This is a genomic window from Alteripontixanthobacter muriae (assembly GCF_013336795.1).
GTDB classification, from domain to species: domain Bacteria; phylum Pseudomonadota; class Alphaproteobacteria; order Sphingomonadales; family Sphingomonadaceae; genus Pseudopontixanthobacter; species Pseudopontixanthobacter muriae.
Genome location: NZ_JAAFZT010000017.1, coordinates 105021 through 120158, shown reverse-complemented (window position 1 = coordinate 120158; position 15138 = coordinate 105021). Strand labels below are relative to the sequence as shown.

The 15138-nt window shown below is 62.0% G+C and carries 14 protein-coding genes and 1 riboswitch; of the genes, 12 read left to right on the top strand and 2 right to left on the bottom strand.

What is annotated here, in order from left to right; all coding sequences use genetic code 11:
* The first annotated feature begins 196 nt into the window (after positions 1–196).
* The 6 genes from G7A66_RS06125 (at position 197) to G7A66_RS06100 (ending at position 4936) form a co-directional block, all read left to right on the top strand.
* Positions 197–1348, top strand: coding sequence for a sensor histidine kinase (locus G7A66_RS06125; protein WP_174294814.1), 1152 nt, complete (start codon positions 197–199; stop codon positions 1346–1348).
* 687 nt (positions 1349–2035) lie between these two features.
* On the top strand, positions 2036–2500 hold the full coding sequence (locus G7A66_RS06120; protein ID WP_174294813.1) for a ferritin family protein: 465 nt from the start codon (positions 2036–2038) through the stop codon (positions 2498–2500).
* 163 nt (positions 2501–2663) lie between these two features.
* The gene (locus tag G7A66_RS06115) at positions 2664–3218 is read left to right on the top strand and encodes a hemerythrin domain-containing protein (RefSeq protein ID WP_174294812.1); all 555 of its coding nucleotides are present in this window, start codon (positions 2664–2666) and stop codon (positions 3216–3218) included.
* Positions 3219–3473: 255 nt separating this feature from the next.
* A complete protein-coding gene (locus G7A66_RS06110) occupies positions 3474–3647 on the top strand; it encodes a DUF465 domain-containing protein (protein WP_174294811.1) in 174 nt (57 codons plus the stop codon).
* Between the two features lie 37 nt (positions 3648–3684).
* Positions 3685–4050, top strand: coding sequence for a membrane lipoprotein lipid attachment site-containing protein (locus tag G7A66_RS06105; protein ID WP_174294810.1), 366 nt, complete (start codon positions 3685–3687; stop codon positions 4048–4050).
* 73 nt (positions 4051–4123) lie between these two features.
* The gene (locus G7A66_RS06100; RefSeq protein WP_174294809.1) at positions 4124–4936 is read left to right on the top strand and encodes a mechanosensitive ion channel family protein; all 813 of its coding nucleotides are present in this window, start codon (positions 4124–4126) and stop codon (positions 4934–4936) included.
* Positions 4937–4953: 17 nt separating this feature from the next.
* On the opposite strand, the gene G7A66_RS06095 is transcribed toward G7A66_RS06100, so the two are convergent.
* Both G7A66_RS06095 and G7A66_RS06090 read right to left on the bottom strand, forming a co-directional pair.
* Positions 4954–5424, bottom strand: coding sequence for a YaiI/YqxD family protein (locus G7A66_RS06095; protein ID WP_174294808.1), 471 nt, complete (start codon positions 5422–5424; stop codon positions 4954–4956).
* Between the two features lie 33 nt (positions 5425–5457).
* Positions 5458–7311, bottom strand: coding sequence for a DEAD/DEAH box helicase (locus G7A66_RS06090; RefSeq protein WP_174294807.1), 1854 nt, complete (start codon positions 7309–7311; stop codon positions 5458–5460).
* 260 nt (positions 7312–7571) lie between these two features.
* On the opposite strand from G7A66_RS06090, the gene G7A66_RS06085 reads away from it, so the two are divergent.
* The 6 genes from G7A66_RS06085 to gcvH all read left to right on the top strand — a co-directional run bounded on the left by G7A66_RS06085 (position 7572) and on the right by gcvH (position 15135).
* Positions 7572–8585 carry an ArsR/SmtB family transcription factor gene (locus tag G7A66_RS06085; protein WP_174294806.1) on the top strand — a complete coding sequence of 338 codons (1014 nt, stop codon included), beginning with the start codon at positions 7572–7574 and terminating at the stop codon, positions 8583–8585.
* On the top strand, positions 8582–9538 hold the full coding sequence (gene metF, locus G7A66_RS06080; protein ID WP_174294805.1) for a methylenetetrahydrofolate reductase [NAD(P)H]: 957 nt from the start codon (positions 8582–8584) through the stop codon (positions 9536–9538). The genes G7A66_RS06085 and metF overlap by 4 nt, the downstream gene beginning before the upstream one ends.
* Complete coding sequence (locus G7A66_RS06075) at positions 9535–10581, top strand: homocysteine S-methyltransferase family protein (RefSeq protein WP_174294804.1); 1047 nt, start codon at positions 9535–9537, stop codon at positions 10579–10581. Before metF ends, G7A66_RS06075 begins: the two co-directional genes overlap by 4 nt.
* Positions 10581–13205, top strand: a complete 2625-nt coding sequence (gene metH / locus G7A66_RS06070) for a methionine synthase (RefSeq protein WP_174294803.1) — start codon at positions 10581–10583, stop codon at positions 13203–13205. Before G7A66_RS06075 ends, metH begins: the two co-directional genes overlap by 1 nt.
* 116 nt (positions 13206–13321) lie before the next feature.
* Positions 13322–13422, top strand: a riboswitch (glycine riboswitch).
* Between the two features lie 172 nt (positions 13423–13594).
* Positions 13595–14764 (top strand): glycine cleavage system aminomethyltransferase GcvT, encoded by a 1170-nt coding sequence (gene gcvT, locus G7A66_RS06065; RefSeq protein WP_174294802.1) that lies wholly within the window; start codon positions 13595–13597, stop codon positions 14762–14764.
* Complete coding sequence (gene gcvH, locus G7A66_RS06060) at positions 14764–15135, top strand: glycine cleavage system protein GcvH (protein ID WP_174294801.1); 372 nt, start codon at positions 14764–14766, stop codon at positions 15133–15135. Before gcvT ends, gcvH begins: the two co-directional genes overlap by 1 nt.
* Positions 15136–15138: the final 3 nt, after the last annotated feature.

The following is a 15138-nucleotide window of genomic DNA, read 5'->3' as shown; positions in this document are numbered from 1 at the left end:
CAATGATCTGCTCTTCTGAAAACCTCGTTCTCTTCATCTCGTCCGTCCTTCTGTCAGGGCCGGACTCTAATCCAACTTGGAGGAAAATCAGGGGGTCACGTCACCAGTCTCTTGAACAGTTTTCTAAGTAGCGCTTGATTGGCCCTGAGAGTAGGGTGCTGCGGGCTCAGCACTTGAGCAGCGGGGAAATAAGAGCTTGGAACACATAGTAGAATACGGGGATTACATGCCGCACGGCATGTGCCTGCTCTGGCAACCCTGGCTGGTGATCTTATGGGCCGGATCAGACTTGCTGATCTTCCTCTCCTATACCGCCATCCCCTTTGCTTTGCTGACCGTGCTGCGTAAGCGCAAGGAAGTGCCTCACGCCGGATTGGTAGCGCTTTTCGCCGCTTTCATCCTACTGTGTGGTCTCACTCACCTCTTTGGTATTGTGACGCTTTGGTACCCCATCTATCCTTGGGTCGGATCGGTAAAGCTGGCGACCGGCCTCGTATCGATGACAACCGCGGTCGTTTTGTTCAGGCTGGTCCCCACGCTGGTGAATTTGCCTTCCCCTGGCGCAATGACGGAAGCTAACCGAAGATTGCGTGCCGAGATCGCGGCGCATGAGGAAACTCTCGCCTCCCTGGAGAGGCAAGTTGCGGAACGAACCAAGGAGTTAGAGGCTGCAACTACTACTCTTGCGGTTCAAACGCGTGAGGCAGTTCATCGTAGCGGCAACCTTCTTGCAGTCGTCTCATCCCTCGCCGTTCAAACCGCGAAAGGATCGAAGAGAACCGAGGACTTTCTGGATACTTTTGTCGGGCGGATAGGAGCTTTGGCTGAAGGAACAAAGGCAATTGAGCGGAAGAACCATTCTTCAACCGAGCTCGATGCGGTAATCGATGCCGGGCTAGCTCCCATGGAAGAAGCGTATGGGGAGCGTGTGTCTTATGCTGGACCGTCGCTCACGATTAACCCGGAGGCTGCTCAGCAAATAAGCCTCGCTCTGCATGAGTTAGCTACTAACGCTCAGAAATATAGCCTTTGTGAATCGGAAACGGCGCATGTCGAAGTAAGCTGGAGCATTGATGCCGAGCAATTTGAACTTCATTGGAGGGAATACGGCGCTCCGCAGCTACTTGGCGATGATCAAGTGCGACCAGAAGGGTTCGGCACAAAGCTTCTAACCCGAATAGTGCCCGCGATTTTGCGTGGAAATGCAAGCAGGAAGTTCGAAAGGGGAGGACTGAGTTACCGCCTAAGCGCTCCTCTTGAAGCGGTTGCGGCAGATGAGAAAGGGAATGATTCTGACCGGATGGCGGCGCGTATAGTCGACCAGAACTTTGGATTAAATCCGGCTTGAGATAAGGCTCGCTTAAGCCTTTTGCATAAATTCAAAATCGATCGCGCCGATGCGTATTGAGTCCAACTCGTCTTGCACTTTCTGCGAAGTTAGAGATGCGCAGTACGGCTAAAGTCCTCGCCCGAAGCAGTCGATCTTACGGCGGTTTTTGGCGGCTCAAAGAAGTATAGCGGGGGTCACTTCCTAAATTTGTTTCCTATGAAAGTGCTTTCAGTAGGAAGCGGCCTAGATCAGGCATCTGCAGTGTTTGGGTATGGCGTGGGTGAAGGCAAGCAGGACGCCCGCAGAGCGCCGCAAGAGCTCAGTAAACCTAGAGTTTCGACTATTCTTCCCTTGCATTCGTAATGATGAGGTCAGGTGTTCGAATCACCTAAGCGGCACCACTACCTTCAGCAGGTAAAATCGGGCTTTTATGGGGGAGGCCCGCTTCGCCGGATTGCGCCACCGTGCCGCAGGGCATCGAACGCTTTTGCCTAACGCCGGGGCAGCACATACCGTAGCAATGGCGCGGCACCTGGCTTCTGCTCTGGTAGAGGTCCGCATGGACGAGGTGGCGGGCCGGAAGAAGCGTGCGAAAGGGTCGGTCCGGCAGGTTTGGACCACCCGGTTTTGATCCGCCGAGGCTCACCGGCTTTGCCAGACTTATCAGAGCGAGGAACAAAGACGCCGGTCGCACGATGACAAGGCATGACGACAACGAACATGGACGAATTGCTGGTAGTGGCCCTTCAGGATCTGCGGGAAGGGCGGCTGGTGATCTTGCACCGTCTTCCGGACGTTGCTGCGGCAGTTCGTGACGAAGCCGTTCGCGGCGCATTCGATCAGCTGATTGCGCGTGCTGACGATGAAAAGGCTCAATTTGCTGGCATGTCGAGCGATCCTGGTGGCGAGCCCAATTTATGGGCGGGCGGCATTCTCGACGATGCTTGCCGCGATGCTTCGTCCAATGCTGCAGGCCCTGTTCGCGATGTCGCCCTGATCGGCGCAATCCGCAAATTGCTGGCCTCCGACATCGTATCGCTGGAAACCGCAATAGTGCTCTCGCGAAGTGGCAATGATAACGATGTAGCCGCCCTCGAGGATATGCGACAGGCGGGCGTCGAAGCGAATGAATTCCTAGGCGAACAATTGCCCCGATTGACCCGGGCCTAGCGTGCTCACGAAAAGCATCGAAATCTAGAGAGGCGGGCGCGAAGGATAACTGCGTCTCGTTTTCCGCTCGCCCCGTCTCGACTGCACCGGGTTGCACGACCTCGCCGGGAACCGCTCTGTCTCGGTAAAGCTTTTGTTACTGTAACTTACAAAGGAGCACAGCATGTCATTTCTCGACAAGATTGCCGCCGCGGTTGCACCTGCGGCATCGGATGAAGATCGCGCCGAGGCACGGCGCAGGGTTGAAGCGCTCTCTGCGGGTGAGGACTGGCTGCGGATGATCGTGGATCAGCACCGGCAGATCGAAGCTCTTTTCCGCGAAGCCAAAGCCTCCGCCAACCCGGAACAGCGGCAGGCGGTCGTCCGGAAACTCGCCACAGAACTTACCGGCCATGCAAATGCCGAGGAGGCCGTCGTCTATCCGATCGTGTCGGAGGATTCCGGCAAGACCCATGCGGTCATGGCTTACGAGGAGCATGCCATGACCAAGGTCCAGCTATCGAAGCTTGAGCGCATGGACCCGCTCAGCAAGGACTGGAGCGACAAGCTGGAGCACATCCAGAGCGCAGTGCAGCAGCATATTTACCAGGAAGAAGACAGCTGGCTACCGGACTTGGTCGAGAATACCTCGCCAGCGGGCAGGGCGCTGCTCAGCGCGCGATATCGCGAAGAATATGAGCGCTATTGCGGCACGGGCGGACGCACATTCACTGCTTGAGGCACCCCGCACCAGCTGACCTTTAGGCAGCTTATAAAGCGAACTTCGCCAGCGTCGCCAGACCGGGTCTGCGCTGGCGACCAGCCATTGACACCGGACTGCAACGTCCCCATTTTGTCGTTGCGGGCCGGGCCCCTCTGACGAGATGATCTCGTGATGTCGGACCGCATCGGATTATCCGATGTTCAAGGCCCGGCATTTCGCTCGCCTGAAACACGGAACTCCGATGACATTGTCAACGAGAGGAAACGTGAAATGAACCCGCGACTGTACACCCTCATCGAGAAGCATCAGCGCATCGACGAACGTCTTCGCCTTGCGGAGCGGCGACACGCCGCCGACCCGCTGGAGGTTGAATGGCTTCGCGCGGCGAAGGACATGACGAAGCGCGCCATCAGCCGCTTCATGCTGCGCACCGCGCAAGTTTAGGAGAGGAACGATGATGTTTGCGAAAGGATCGGCCACAATGAAGAGAATGACTTTTGTGGCTTTGGCAGCGTTCACGCTGGCGGGTTGCGGTGTCGGAGATACCGGGGGCGAACAGGCCTCCGGCGCAGAATATGCGGCTACCGGCGGTGAAACGCTCGGTTCCTTGGTCGACACTGCAGTGGACGAGAAGGCGGTCGAGCAACTTGTCCGCAATTCGGTCGACGGCGCCGTGCGCGAAGCCATGCGCGAGGTGCTTCCCGCCCAGGAAGCTGCAGTCATCGGCGCGATTGTCGATGAGGATGCGGTGGCGCGGAAGCTCGGCGAAACTGTTGGCGGCGAGGCCGGTCAGGACGCAGCGCAAGTGATGAAAGAAGCGCTGGGCGGTTCGGAACCTCAACAGTAAGAGCTGATCGCGCCTTGCGCATCCCCGCAAAATGGTCTTTTCGGGCGTTTGATACAGCGGGGCGAGTGAGAGTTTGATCAACGACAGTTACATTGCGCTGCTCAGCGCCGACGTGTTGGCTTCGCTCGGCCTGATCGCGGCGCTAATCGCTGTGCGGATCATCGTGGGGCACGCGCTCAGAAGGCGCAGCGACTCCGCTCCGCAGACGACCCGTCGGTGGGCCGCTGCCACGCGCAACGTACTGCTGCTTGTCGGTTTGCTCGGCCTCATCATGATCTGGGCTCCGCAATTGCGGACGTTCGCCCTGTCGCTGACGGCAGTCGCAGTTGCAATCGTGGTTGCGACGAAGGAACTGCTCTTGTGCCTTTCCGGTGCCGCGCTCCGGGCGTTTTCGCGGTCCTATTCCGTCGGAGACCGGATCGAGATTGCTGGGCTGCGGGGCGAAGTGCTAGATCATGACTGGCTCGTCACCAGGTTGCAGGAGTTCGAGGATAAACCGGGGTCGTTCAGGAAGACCGGACGGGTCGTGTCGCTGCCGAACAGCATTCTATTTACGTCACCCATCCGGATGGAAGGAAGATCGTTTGGCGAATTGCTGCACCGGTTTACCATGACGGTTGAGCCGGACATCAACATCTTCGCTGAGAGGAAGGCGATAGAGCGATTGGCGGAAGAGGCCTGTACCTCCTTCACATCTGATAGCGCTGGCAATCTGGTGTCCGTTCAGTTCGGGACCAGCGAGATCGGCAAGTACCAGATCGAATTTGCCGTGCGAGCGGCGCCGGAGAAGGTAGATGCGCTGCAGGAAAAGATATTCGGGGCGGTCGGTGATTACCTTCACAAGACCCGGGCAGCGCAGCGCGCGAAATCCGAAGGTCGCGAATAGCACCTGCCGCCGTTGGCCTAATCCCTTTGAAGCCGGGTAATTTCCCGGTCCAGCGCCTGAAGAAACTGCGAGCGGTCGGACTTCGAGAATGGCGGCGGGCCGCCGACGGCCGCATTGGTGAGATTGGCCCCGGCGCGTAAATCTTCCTTAATGGCTCGGGTCGCCACCGCGCCGCCGATTGTATCGGCAGTGAATGCTCTGCCGTTCGGCGCAAGCACGGTTGCTCCGGCCTTCACGCAGCGATCCGCCAGCAATATGTCCGACGTCACGACGATGGCGCTCGGGTGTGCGCGTTCGGCAATCCAGTCATCCGCTGCGTCGAAGCCGTCCGAAACCACTTCGCGCGTGATCAGCGGCGATTGCGGAACGCGAAACCAGCTGTTGGCGACTATGGTCACGCCGACCCGGGTTCGGGCGGAGACGCGGTAGATCTCCTCCTTCACCGGGCAGGCGTCGGCATCGACGAAAATGTGCGGTCCGGCGCTCAAGCCGCTATGCCCTGCTGCGTATCATGCCCCTGATCAGGACGCAGGGCCCTTGTTCTGGTTGACGAACTTGCCCTTCTTCGGACCGCCGGGACTGCCATCGGTTTTCGGTCCCTTGAAGCCGCCCTTGCGGTGCTTCTTCGCACCCGACGGCGTGCCATCGGCAGGCTTGGCGTGAACACGCGCACCTGCTCCTGATCCGCCGCCGCTGTTGCCGAACTTACCCTTCGGCTTGCCCTTGAAGTTACCCTTGCGGTTCTCACGCGCCTGCTCGCGCGGGCCTTCGGGCGAATGCACGATGCGAACCGTGTTTTCCTCGTCCGATTCGCTGGCGGCGGTGCGGTCGAGCGCATCGGCAAAACGGTCGGCGATGCCGCGGGGCACCTGGAAGAAGGTTTCTGCCTGGCCGATGCGGATCGCGCCAACCTCGTTACGAGTGATATGGCCGCGGCGGCAGATCAGCGGCAACAGCCAGCGCGCATCGGCATTCTGACGGCGGCCGATATCCATCTTGAACCAGATCGTATCCTCGAAGCCCGGGCGGTGGCGTTCCTCCTGAGCGGCGCGGCGTGCATCGGGCGTGTTCTCAATCAGATCTTCGGGCTGCGGCATCTTGGCGCGGTGCGCGTGAACCAGCGCAGCGGCGATGTCGGCGGGGGATTTTTCCTCCAGCAGGCGTGCCGCCAATTCGCGGTCTTCATCCTCGACCTCGATCGGCGCCATCAGCGTTTCCAGCAGGCGTTCGCGGTCCTGCTGGCGGATTTCCTTGGCGGTGGGCGCGTTGCCCCATTCGGCATCGATCCGCGCCGAACGCAGCATGCCTTCCACGCGGCGGCGTCGCGGATAGGGCACGATCAGAACGGCGGTCCCCTTCTTGCCCGCACGGCCGGTTCGGCCCGAGCGGTGCTGCAGAGCCTCGGCATCGCGCGGCACCTCGACATGGATGACAAGGCTGAGGCTGGGCAGGTCGATCCCGCGAGCGGCCACGTCCGTCGCCACGCAGACACGGGCGCGGCGGTCGCGCAGGGCCTGCATCGCCTGGTTGCGCTCGCTTTGCGAATGTTCGCCCGACAGGGCCACCACGGCGAATCCGCGTTCCTGGAGCGTCGCGTGCAACCGCCGCACATTGTCGCGGGTAGCGCAGAACAGCATGGCGGTTTCCGCCTCGTGATAACGCAGCAGGTTCACCACCGCGTTCTCCACCTCGGAAGGGGAGACGGTGACCGCCTTATATTCGATATCGCCGTGACCGCGATCCTTGCCGACGGTTGTGATCCGCAGGGCATCGTTCTGATAGCGCTTCGCCAGCGCGACGATCGCACCGGGCATCGTGGCCGAGAACAGCAGTGTGCGGCGAGTCTGCGGCGTCGCATCGAGGATCTCTTCCAGATCCTCGCGAAAGCCCATGTCCAGCATCTCGTCCGCTTCGTCGAGGACGACGACCTTCAGGGCCGACAAGTCGAGCGCCCCACGTTCGAGGTGATCGCGCAGACGTCCGGGCGTTCCGACCACGATCTGCGCTCCGCTGCGAAGGTTGCGGCGTTCCTTGGAGGCATCCATCCCGCCGACGCAGGTCGCGATCTGGGCATTCGCTGACCGGTACAGCCACCCGAGTTCGCGGCTGACCTGCAAGGCCAGTTCGCGCGTGGGAGCGATCACCAGCGCCAGCGGCGATTCGACTGGCGGCACGCGACCTTCGCCGTCCAGCAGTTCTGCCGCCATGGCCAGGCCGAAAGCAACGGTCTTGCCGCTGCCGGTCTGGGCGGAGACGACCATGTCGCGCCCGTCGGTGCCGTCTTCAAGCACGGCGGCCTGAACATCGGTGGGTGCCTCATACCCCTTTTCCGACAGGGCTTGGGCAAGGATGGGGGGCAGTTTCGAAAAAGGCATCTAGACTAGCTCGCATAGGGCCGGATGGCCGCTGCAAGATGTTTGCACGGGCCGGCAGGGTAGGTTTGGCAACGGGGTGCAGGCGCTGGGAGCAGCCGCTAGCCCCGAGGCCATTGCGCGCGTCCATTTGCCATATCTCGTTCGGTTCAGATCCGGCCTTACACGACAAAAGCCGCTTTGGCTGCAATTCTTTTCGCAGTCGCAGCAATCCCGGTAGATGGCTCTTGCGGATATAACGATATGCTTATACGACGATGGCCATGCGGATCGAAGCGACCATGCGGGCATTGGCCGACCCAACGCGTTTGCGCATCATGCGACTGCTGGGCACGATGGAACTAGCCGTGGGCGAACTGGCGCAGGTTCTGGGGCAAAGCCAGCCGCGGGTTTCACAGCATGTGGCTAAACTGTGCGACTCGGGTCTTGCGGAACGTAGGCGCGAGGGCAGCTGGGTTTTCCTGCGCATGGGTACGGGTGCACAGCCGGGCGGCGGCAGGGCAGGGCCGGTGGGCGATGCCATTGCCCGGCTCCTCGCCATTGCCGAACAGGAAGATGCGGATTTTCACCGCCAGTGCGAGGACGATCGCCGCCGCCTTGCCGCGATACGCGCGGCGCGCGTCGAAAGCGCGGAGGTCTACTTCGCTGCTCATGCGGAAGAATGGGACGAATTGCGCCAGTTGCATTCGCCCGACCGCCTGGTGGAGCAGCGGCTGGCCGATGCAATGGAGGGCCGGCCCCTCGGGAGATTGCTCGACATCGGCACCGGCACGGGCCGCATGGCGGAACTGTTCGCACCGCAGGCCGACCATATCGTCGCGTTGGACAAGAGCCTCGAAATGCTGCGCATCGCGCGGGCGAAGCTGCAGCACCTACCCGCACACGGCGTGGAGCTGGTGCAGGGCGACTTTGCCGATCTGCCCTTCGCCGCGCATGCATTCGACACCGTGCTGCTGCACCAGGTGCTGCATTTTGCGCAGGATCCTGCCGCTGCCCTGGCAGAGGCGGCCCGCGTGACCCGGCCCGGCGGGCGGATCGCCATCGTCGATTTTGCGGCGCATGAATTCGAGGAATTGCGGGCCCGCCACGAACATGCCCGTCTCGGTTTTACCGATGCAAGTCTGGCGGCACTGCTCGAGGATGCAGGCTATGATCCCGCGCCGCCGACCGCGCTGGAAGGCGCTGAATTGGTCGTGAAGATCTGGACGGGTACCCGCCGCCCCTTGCCCGAGAGCAGGGACGAGCGGGACCAGGTGAAAAAGGAGGCCTCTCGATGAGCCAGACGCTTGAACAGATGCGAGAGGCGAAGACCGCGCTGGACGAACCCCTGTTCGCATCTTTGCCAGGCGACATTGACGTAAGTTTCGAATTCTTCCCGCCCAAGAACGCGAAGATGGAGGCAAGCCTGTGGGATGCCGTAACCGAACTCGCGCCGCTGCGCCCCGATTTCGTGTCGGTTACCTATGGTGCGGGCGGCTCGACCCGCGAACGCACCCATGCGACCGTTTCTCGCATCATCAGGGAAGCGGGACTGCCGGCCGCAGCGCATCTTACCTGCGTCAACGCCAGCAAGGGTGAGATAAACGAGGTTGCGCAGCAATATTGGCAGGAAGGCGTGCGCCACATCGTCGCCCTGCGCGGCGACATGCCGAGCGAGAGCGGCGCGCCCGGTGCGCCGTTCGCCGCTCATCCCGATGGCTATCGTAATGCGGCCGAACTGGTTGCCGGGTTGAAAGCGCTGCATGATTTCGAGATTTCGGTCGCTGCCTATCCGGAAACCCACCCAGATGCGGATTGCCCCGAAAGCGATCTCGACAATCTGGAGCGCAAGCTGGATGCAGGGGCAACACGGGCCATCACCCAGTTCTTCTTCTCGCCCGAAGCTTATTTCCGGTTCCGCGACCGGCTGGACAAGCGCGGCATCACCGCACCCATCGTGCCGGGAATCCTGCCGGTCACCAATGTGGCGCAGGCACGCAAATTCGCCGGTGCCTGCGGAGCGGCAATCCCGGGCTGGATGGACGGGTTGTTCGAAGGGCTCGACAGCCGCCCGGCCTCGCGCCAGCTGGTCGCCGCCACCATCGCGGCGGAGCTTTGCCGCAGGCTGTATGCGGGCGGAGTGCGCGACTTCCACTTCTACACTTTGAACAGGGCCGACCTGTCCTATGCGATCTGCCACATGCTGGGCATGCGGCCGCAGGACGAGGCCACGAAAGAGGGCAATTCATGACCATTCGCCAGCAGTTTCTCGACGCCGCTTCGGCGCGTATTCTGGTCAAGGACGGCCCCTACGGAACGGCTATCCAGCGGGCCGGTCTGGACGAGGCAGGCTATCGCGGAACCTGCGATCTCGCCCGCGACCAGAAGGGCAACAACGATCTCGTCAATCTGACCCGCCCGGATCTGATCCGCGCTATCTGCCGCTCCTACATCGATGCCGGAGCGCATGTGCTGGCAACCAACACTTTCAACGCCAACCGGATCAGCCAGGCCGATTACGGTGCTGAAGCGCTGGTCGACGACATCAACATCGCCGCCGCGCGCTGCATTCGCGCAGAGGTTGATGCGGCAGTCGCAAGGGACGGTATTCCGCGCTTCGTGGCGGGCGCGGTCGGTCCGACCAACAAGACTCTGTCACTTTCGCCGGAGGTCGACGATCCGGGCTTTCGGGAGGTGACCTTCGACGAGGTGAAGGACGTCTACCGCCAGCAAAGTGCCGCCTTGATTGAAGGCGGCGCGGACATGATCCTGATTGAGACGGTGTTCGATACACTGAACTGCAAGGCTGCGATCATGGCCGTGCGCGAACTCGCACGCGATCTGGGCAGGGATGTGCCGCTGATGATCTCGATGACGCTGACCGATCTGTCAGGCCGCAATCTCTCCGGCCACACGGTGGAGGCGTTCTGGCATTCGGTTCGCCACGCGGACCCGCTGGCGGTGGGGCTTAATTGCTCCTTCGGCGCGGAGCAGTTGCGCCCGCATATCCAGCTGCTTGCCGGCATCGCCGACACCTTGCTACTCGCCTATCCCAACGCGGGCCTTCCGAACGAACTCGGCGAATATGACGAGGCGCCTGAGACCACGGCTGAGCTGACCGGCGAATGGGCGCGGAATGGGCGTGTGAACATCCTCGGCGGCTGCTGCGGATCGACGCCCGAACATATCGCCGCCATGGCGCGCGCGGTCGAAGGCGTGGCTCCGCGGGCCGTCGCGGTTCCGCAATGCCGGACTCGCCTCGCCGGGCTCGAACCCTTCACCATGGCCGCCTGATGCGTCATCCCGCGAGCGTAGCCAGCTTCGTCAATATCGGCGAACGTACCAATGTGACCGGTTCCGCCCGGTTCAAGAAGCTGATCCTTGCCGACGATTACGACGCGGCAGTCGAAGTCGCCCGCGAACAGGTTGAGAACGGCGCGCAGATCATCGATGTAAACATGGATGAAGGGCTGCTCGATGCCGTTCACGCCATGACGACTTTCCTCAAGCTGATTTCCGCCGAACCCGATATCGCCCGTGTGCCGGTGATGATCGACAGTTCGAAATTCCACGTCATCGAGGCGGGGCTGAAATGCGTTTCGGGCAAACCGATCGTCAATTCCATTTCGATGAAGGAGGGCGAGGAGGCTTTCCTCGGCCAGGCGCGCATCTGCATGATGTATGGCGCCGCCGTCGTCGTCATGGCTTTCGACGAGACCGGTCAGGCCGATACGAAGCAGCGCAAGGTCGACATCTGCGCCCGCGCCTATGATCTGCTGACCGGCATCGGCTTCCCGCCGGAAGACATCATCTTCGATCCCAACATCTTCGCCGTGGCGACGGGTATCGAGGAACATGACCGCTACGGTCTCGACTTCATCGAAGCGGTTGCCGAGATCAAGCAGCGCTGCCCGCATGTCCATTGTTCGGGCGGGTTGTCGAACCTCAGCTTCAGCTTCCGCGGCAATGAGACGGTGCGCCGCGCGATGCATTCGGTGTTCCTCTATCATGCCATTCCGGCAGGGCTGGACATGGCCATCGTCAATGCCGGGCAGCTCGACGTGTACGACACGATCGACCCGGCCCTGCGCGAAGCCTGCGAGGACGTGATCCTGGCGCGCCATCCCGATGCGACGGAGCGGCTGATCGCCCTTGCCGAAAGCTATCGCGGGAAAACCGCGTCGGAGGAAAAAGCGGCGGCCGAATGGCGCGGCTGGGCGGTCGAGAAACGCCTTGAACACGCGCTGGTGAAAGGCATCGACGCGCATATTGTCGATGACACCGAAGAAATGCGCGCCAGCGTCGAGACGGAGGGCGGCAGGCCCATTCACGTCATCGAAGGCCCGCTGATGGACGGCATGAATGTCGTCGGCGATCTGTTCGGCAGCGGCAAGATGTTCCTGCCGCAGGTGGTGAAATCGGCGCGCGTGATGAAAAAGGCGGTCGCGCACCTCATCCCCTATATCGAGGCGGAGAAGCAGGAAGGCAGCAAGCCCAAGGGCCGCATCATCATGGCGACGGTGAAAGGCGACGTGCACGATATCGGCAAGAACATCGTCGGCGTGGTCCTGCAGTGCAATGGCTACGAGGTGATCGACCTTGGCGTGATGGTGCCCTGGTCCACGATCCTCGAAACCGCGAAGGAACGGGACGCCGACATGATCGGCCTGTCCGGCCTGATCACCCCGTCGCTGGACGAGATGGTCACCGTGGCCGAAGAAATGAAGCGCGCCGGGATGACCATGCCGCTGCTGATCGGCGGTGCGACGACCAGCAAGGTGCATACCGCGCTCCGGATCGACCCGGCCTATGATGGCCCGGTGCTGCATGTGCTGGACGCCAGCCGCGCGGTGGGCGTGGCCAGCCGGTTGCTGTCGGACACCCAGCGCGACGGACTGGTGGCCGACACGGCCGACGAATATGATAAGGTTCGCATCGCCCGCGCGAACAAGGGCCAATCGGAATTGCTGCCACTGGCCGAGGCGCGTGCACGCGGTTTCCAGCCCGACACGAGCCGCAAGCCCCCCGCGCCCCGGCAACCGGGCTTGCATGTCTTTCCAGACTGGTCGCTCGACGATCTGCGCGAGACGATCGACTGGACGCCCTTCTTCCGCGCCTGGGAGCTGGCCGGCAACTATCCGGCGATACTGACCGACCGCGTCGTGGGCGAAAGCGCCACCGCGCTGCATGAAGATGCACAGGCCATGCTCGACCGCATCATCGCGGAAAAATGGCTCACGGCGCGCGCGGTTTGCGGATTGTGGCCTGCGCAACGCGATGGCGATGATGTCCTGGTGAAAGGGAGCGAGGGCGAGATCCGCCTGCCGTTCCTGCGGCAGCAGGTCGCCAAGAGCCGGGCCGATGACAAGCGCCGCGCGAATTTCTGCCTCGCTGATTTCGTCGCGACGGAAGATGACTGGCTGGGCGGTTTCGCCGTCGGCATTCACGGCATCGACGAATATTCCGCCCGCTTCCGGGCAGGGCATGACGATTATTCCGACATCTTGCTAAAGGCGCTTGCCGACCGGCTCGCGGAAAGCCTTGCTGAACGCATGCACCAGAAAGTGCGGACGGAGCTTTGGGGCTATGCGCCCGACGAGGCGCTCTCGAACGCCGACCTGATTCGCGAGAAATACCACGGCATTCGCCCGGCGCCGGGCTATCCTGCCTGTCCCGACCACAGCCTGAAACCGATCCTGTTCGATCTGCTCGACGCGCCGCGCAATGCCGGTCTGGAACTGACGGAAAGCTTCGCCATGTGGCCGACCGCTGCGGTCAGCGGGTTCTACTTCGGTCATTCCGAGAGCCAGTATTTCGGAGTTGCGCGCGTCGGACCCGATCAGCTCGCCGACTATGCGCAGCGGCGCGGGGTGAATCAGGAGCAGGCGGCCCGCTGGCTCCGGCCCAATCTCGATTAAGTAGGCTGCGCTTATCCCCAGCCGGGGATCCAGAAAAGCGGTCTGAGCGAAGGAAGGCAATTGATTATCGCGCCGGACTCACGCAGGGCTGGGCAGTCGCCGGAAAATGATTCTCCGGCCGATGTGCGGGAGAGCCCCTGCATCCTGAATGGGAGAGCAGGGCACCGAAGGAGCAACCGCCCCGGAAACTCTCAGGTCGACGGACCGTGCATCGGCAGACACTCTGGAAAGCGCGCCGAGGGCCACAGCCTCCGTCGCCACCGAAGGGGTAATTCCGCGCGGACTGCAACCGTGCGGAGCAAGCTCTCAGGTCTTCCCGACAGAGGGGGCATCGGTCGGACCGTCCCGCATTTTGCGGGATGCGGCCGTCGTTGTCGGGATGATGTCAGATGAATGAATTGGAAGTGGGAAGCGAAACCGAAACGGTCGAGGCGCCTGAGACGGGTACTCTTCCGCTCGACGCATGGCACCGCGCAAATGGCGCGCGCATGGTCGAATTCGCCGGCTATTACATGCCCATCCAATATTCCGGCATCGTTGCCGAACATGACTGGACCCGCTCGTCCGCCGGGCTGTTCGATGTCAGCCACATGGGCCAGCTGACGCTTTCCAGCGACGAGGGCGCGGAAGAGGATGCCGCCACTGCGCTGGAACGGCTGCTGCCGGGCGATATCGCCGGATTGAAGCCCGGGCGCATGCGCTATTCCCTGTTGTTAGGCGACGAGGGCGGGGTACTGGACGATCTGATCGTGACCAATATGGGCGCGGCGGAAGGCCAGGCCTTGGGAATGGTCGTGAACGGCGCGATGAAGTGGGACGACATCGCCCATCTGCGCGAACATCTGCCCGACGCCATCACTCTGACCCTGCATGACGACAAGGCGCTGCTGGCTCTGCAAGGCCCGAAAGCGGCCGCCGTGCTGGAGGATCTGGTGCCCGGCGTCGGCAAGCTCACCTTCATGAAGGCTGCTGCTTTCGATTGGCAGGGAGCATCGCTGTGGATCTCCCGCGCCGGTTACACCGGAGAGGACGGCTTCGAGATCTCGGTGCCGGAAGACAGCGCGGCAGCCTTTGCCGATGCGCTGATTGCCGACGAGCGCGTGAAGCCTGTCGGCCTCGGCGCGCGGGATTCGTTGCGGCTGGAGGCGGGCCTGCCGCTCTACGGTCACGATCTTTCGCCGGAAACCGATCCAGTCAGCGCCGGCCTCGGCTTCGCCCTATCGAAGAAACGCCGCGAGAGTGGCGGCTGGATGGGGCATGGCACTTGCGTGAGCCGCTTCGCCGAAGGTTGCGCCGAACGCCGCGTCGGGCTGGTGCTATCGGGCCGCTTGCCCGCGCGCGAGGGTGCAGCAGTGATGCATGGCGACGAACAGGTGGGCCGCGTGACCTCGGGCGGGTTTTCGCCTACACTCGGCCATCCTGTCGCCATGGCCTATGTCGCCAGCGAACATGCCGCCGACGGCACCGAACTTTCCATCGACGTGCGCGGCAAACGGCTGGATGCCCGTGTCGCGCCCATGCCTTTCGTTCCCCACAAATATTATCGCGGAGAAGCCTGATGAGCCGCTATTTCACCGAAGACCATGAATGGATCGAATTCGATGGCGATGCCGCGACCGTCGGAATCACCGATTACGCGCAGGGGCAGCTTGGCGATATTGTCTTCGTCGAACTTCCTGCCGCTGGCACCCAGCTGACGAAGGGCAAGGATGCCGCCGTCGTCGAATCCGTCAAGGCCGCCAGCGATGTCTACTCCCCTGTCAGCGGCGAAGTGACCGAGGCCAATCCCGCGCTCGAGGAAGACCCGGCGCTCGTCAACACCGCACCCGAGGGCGACGGCTGGTTCTTCCGCGCCACCATCTCAGACGCGAGCGAACTGGACGGCCTGATGACCGAGGCGAAATACAAGGAATTCGTCGCCGGGCTCTGATCA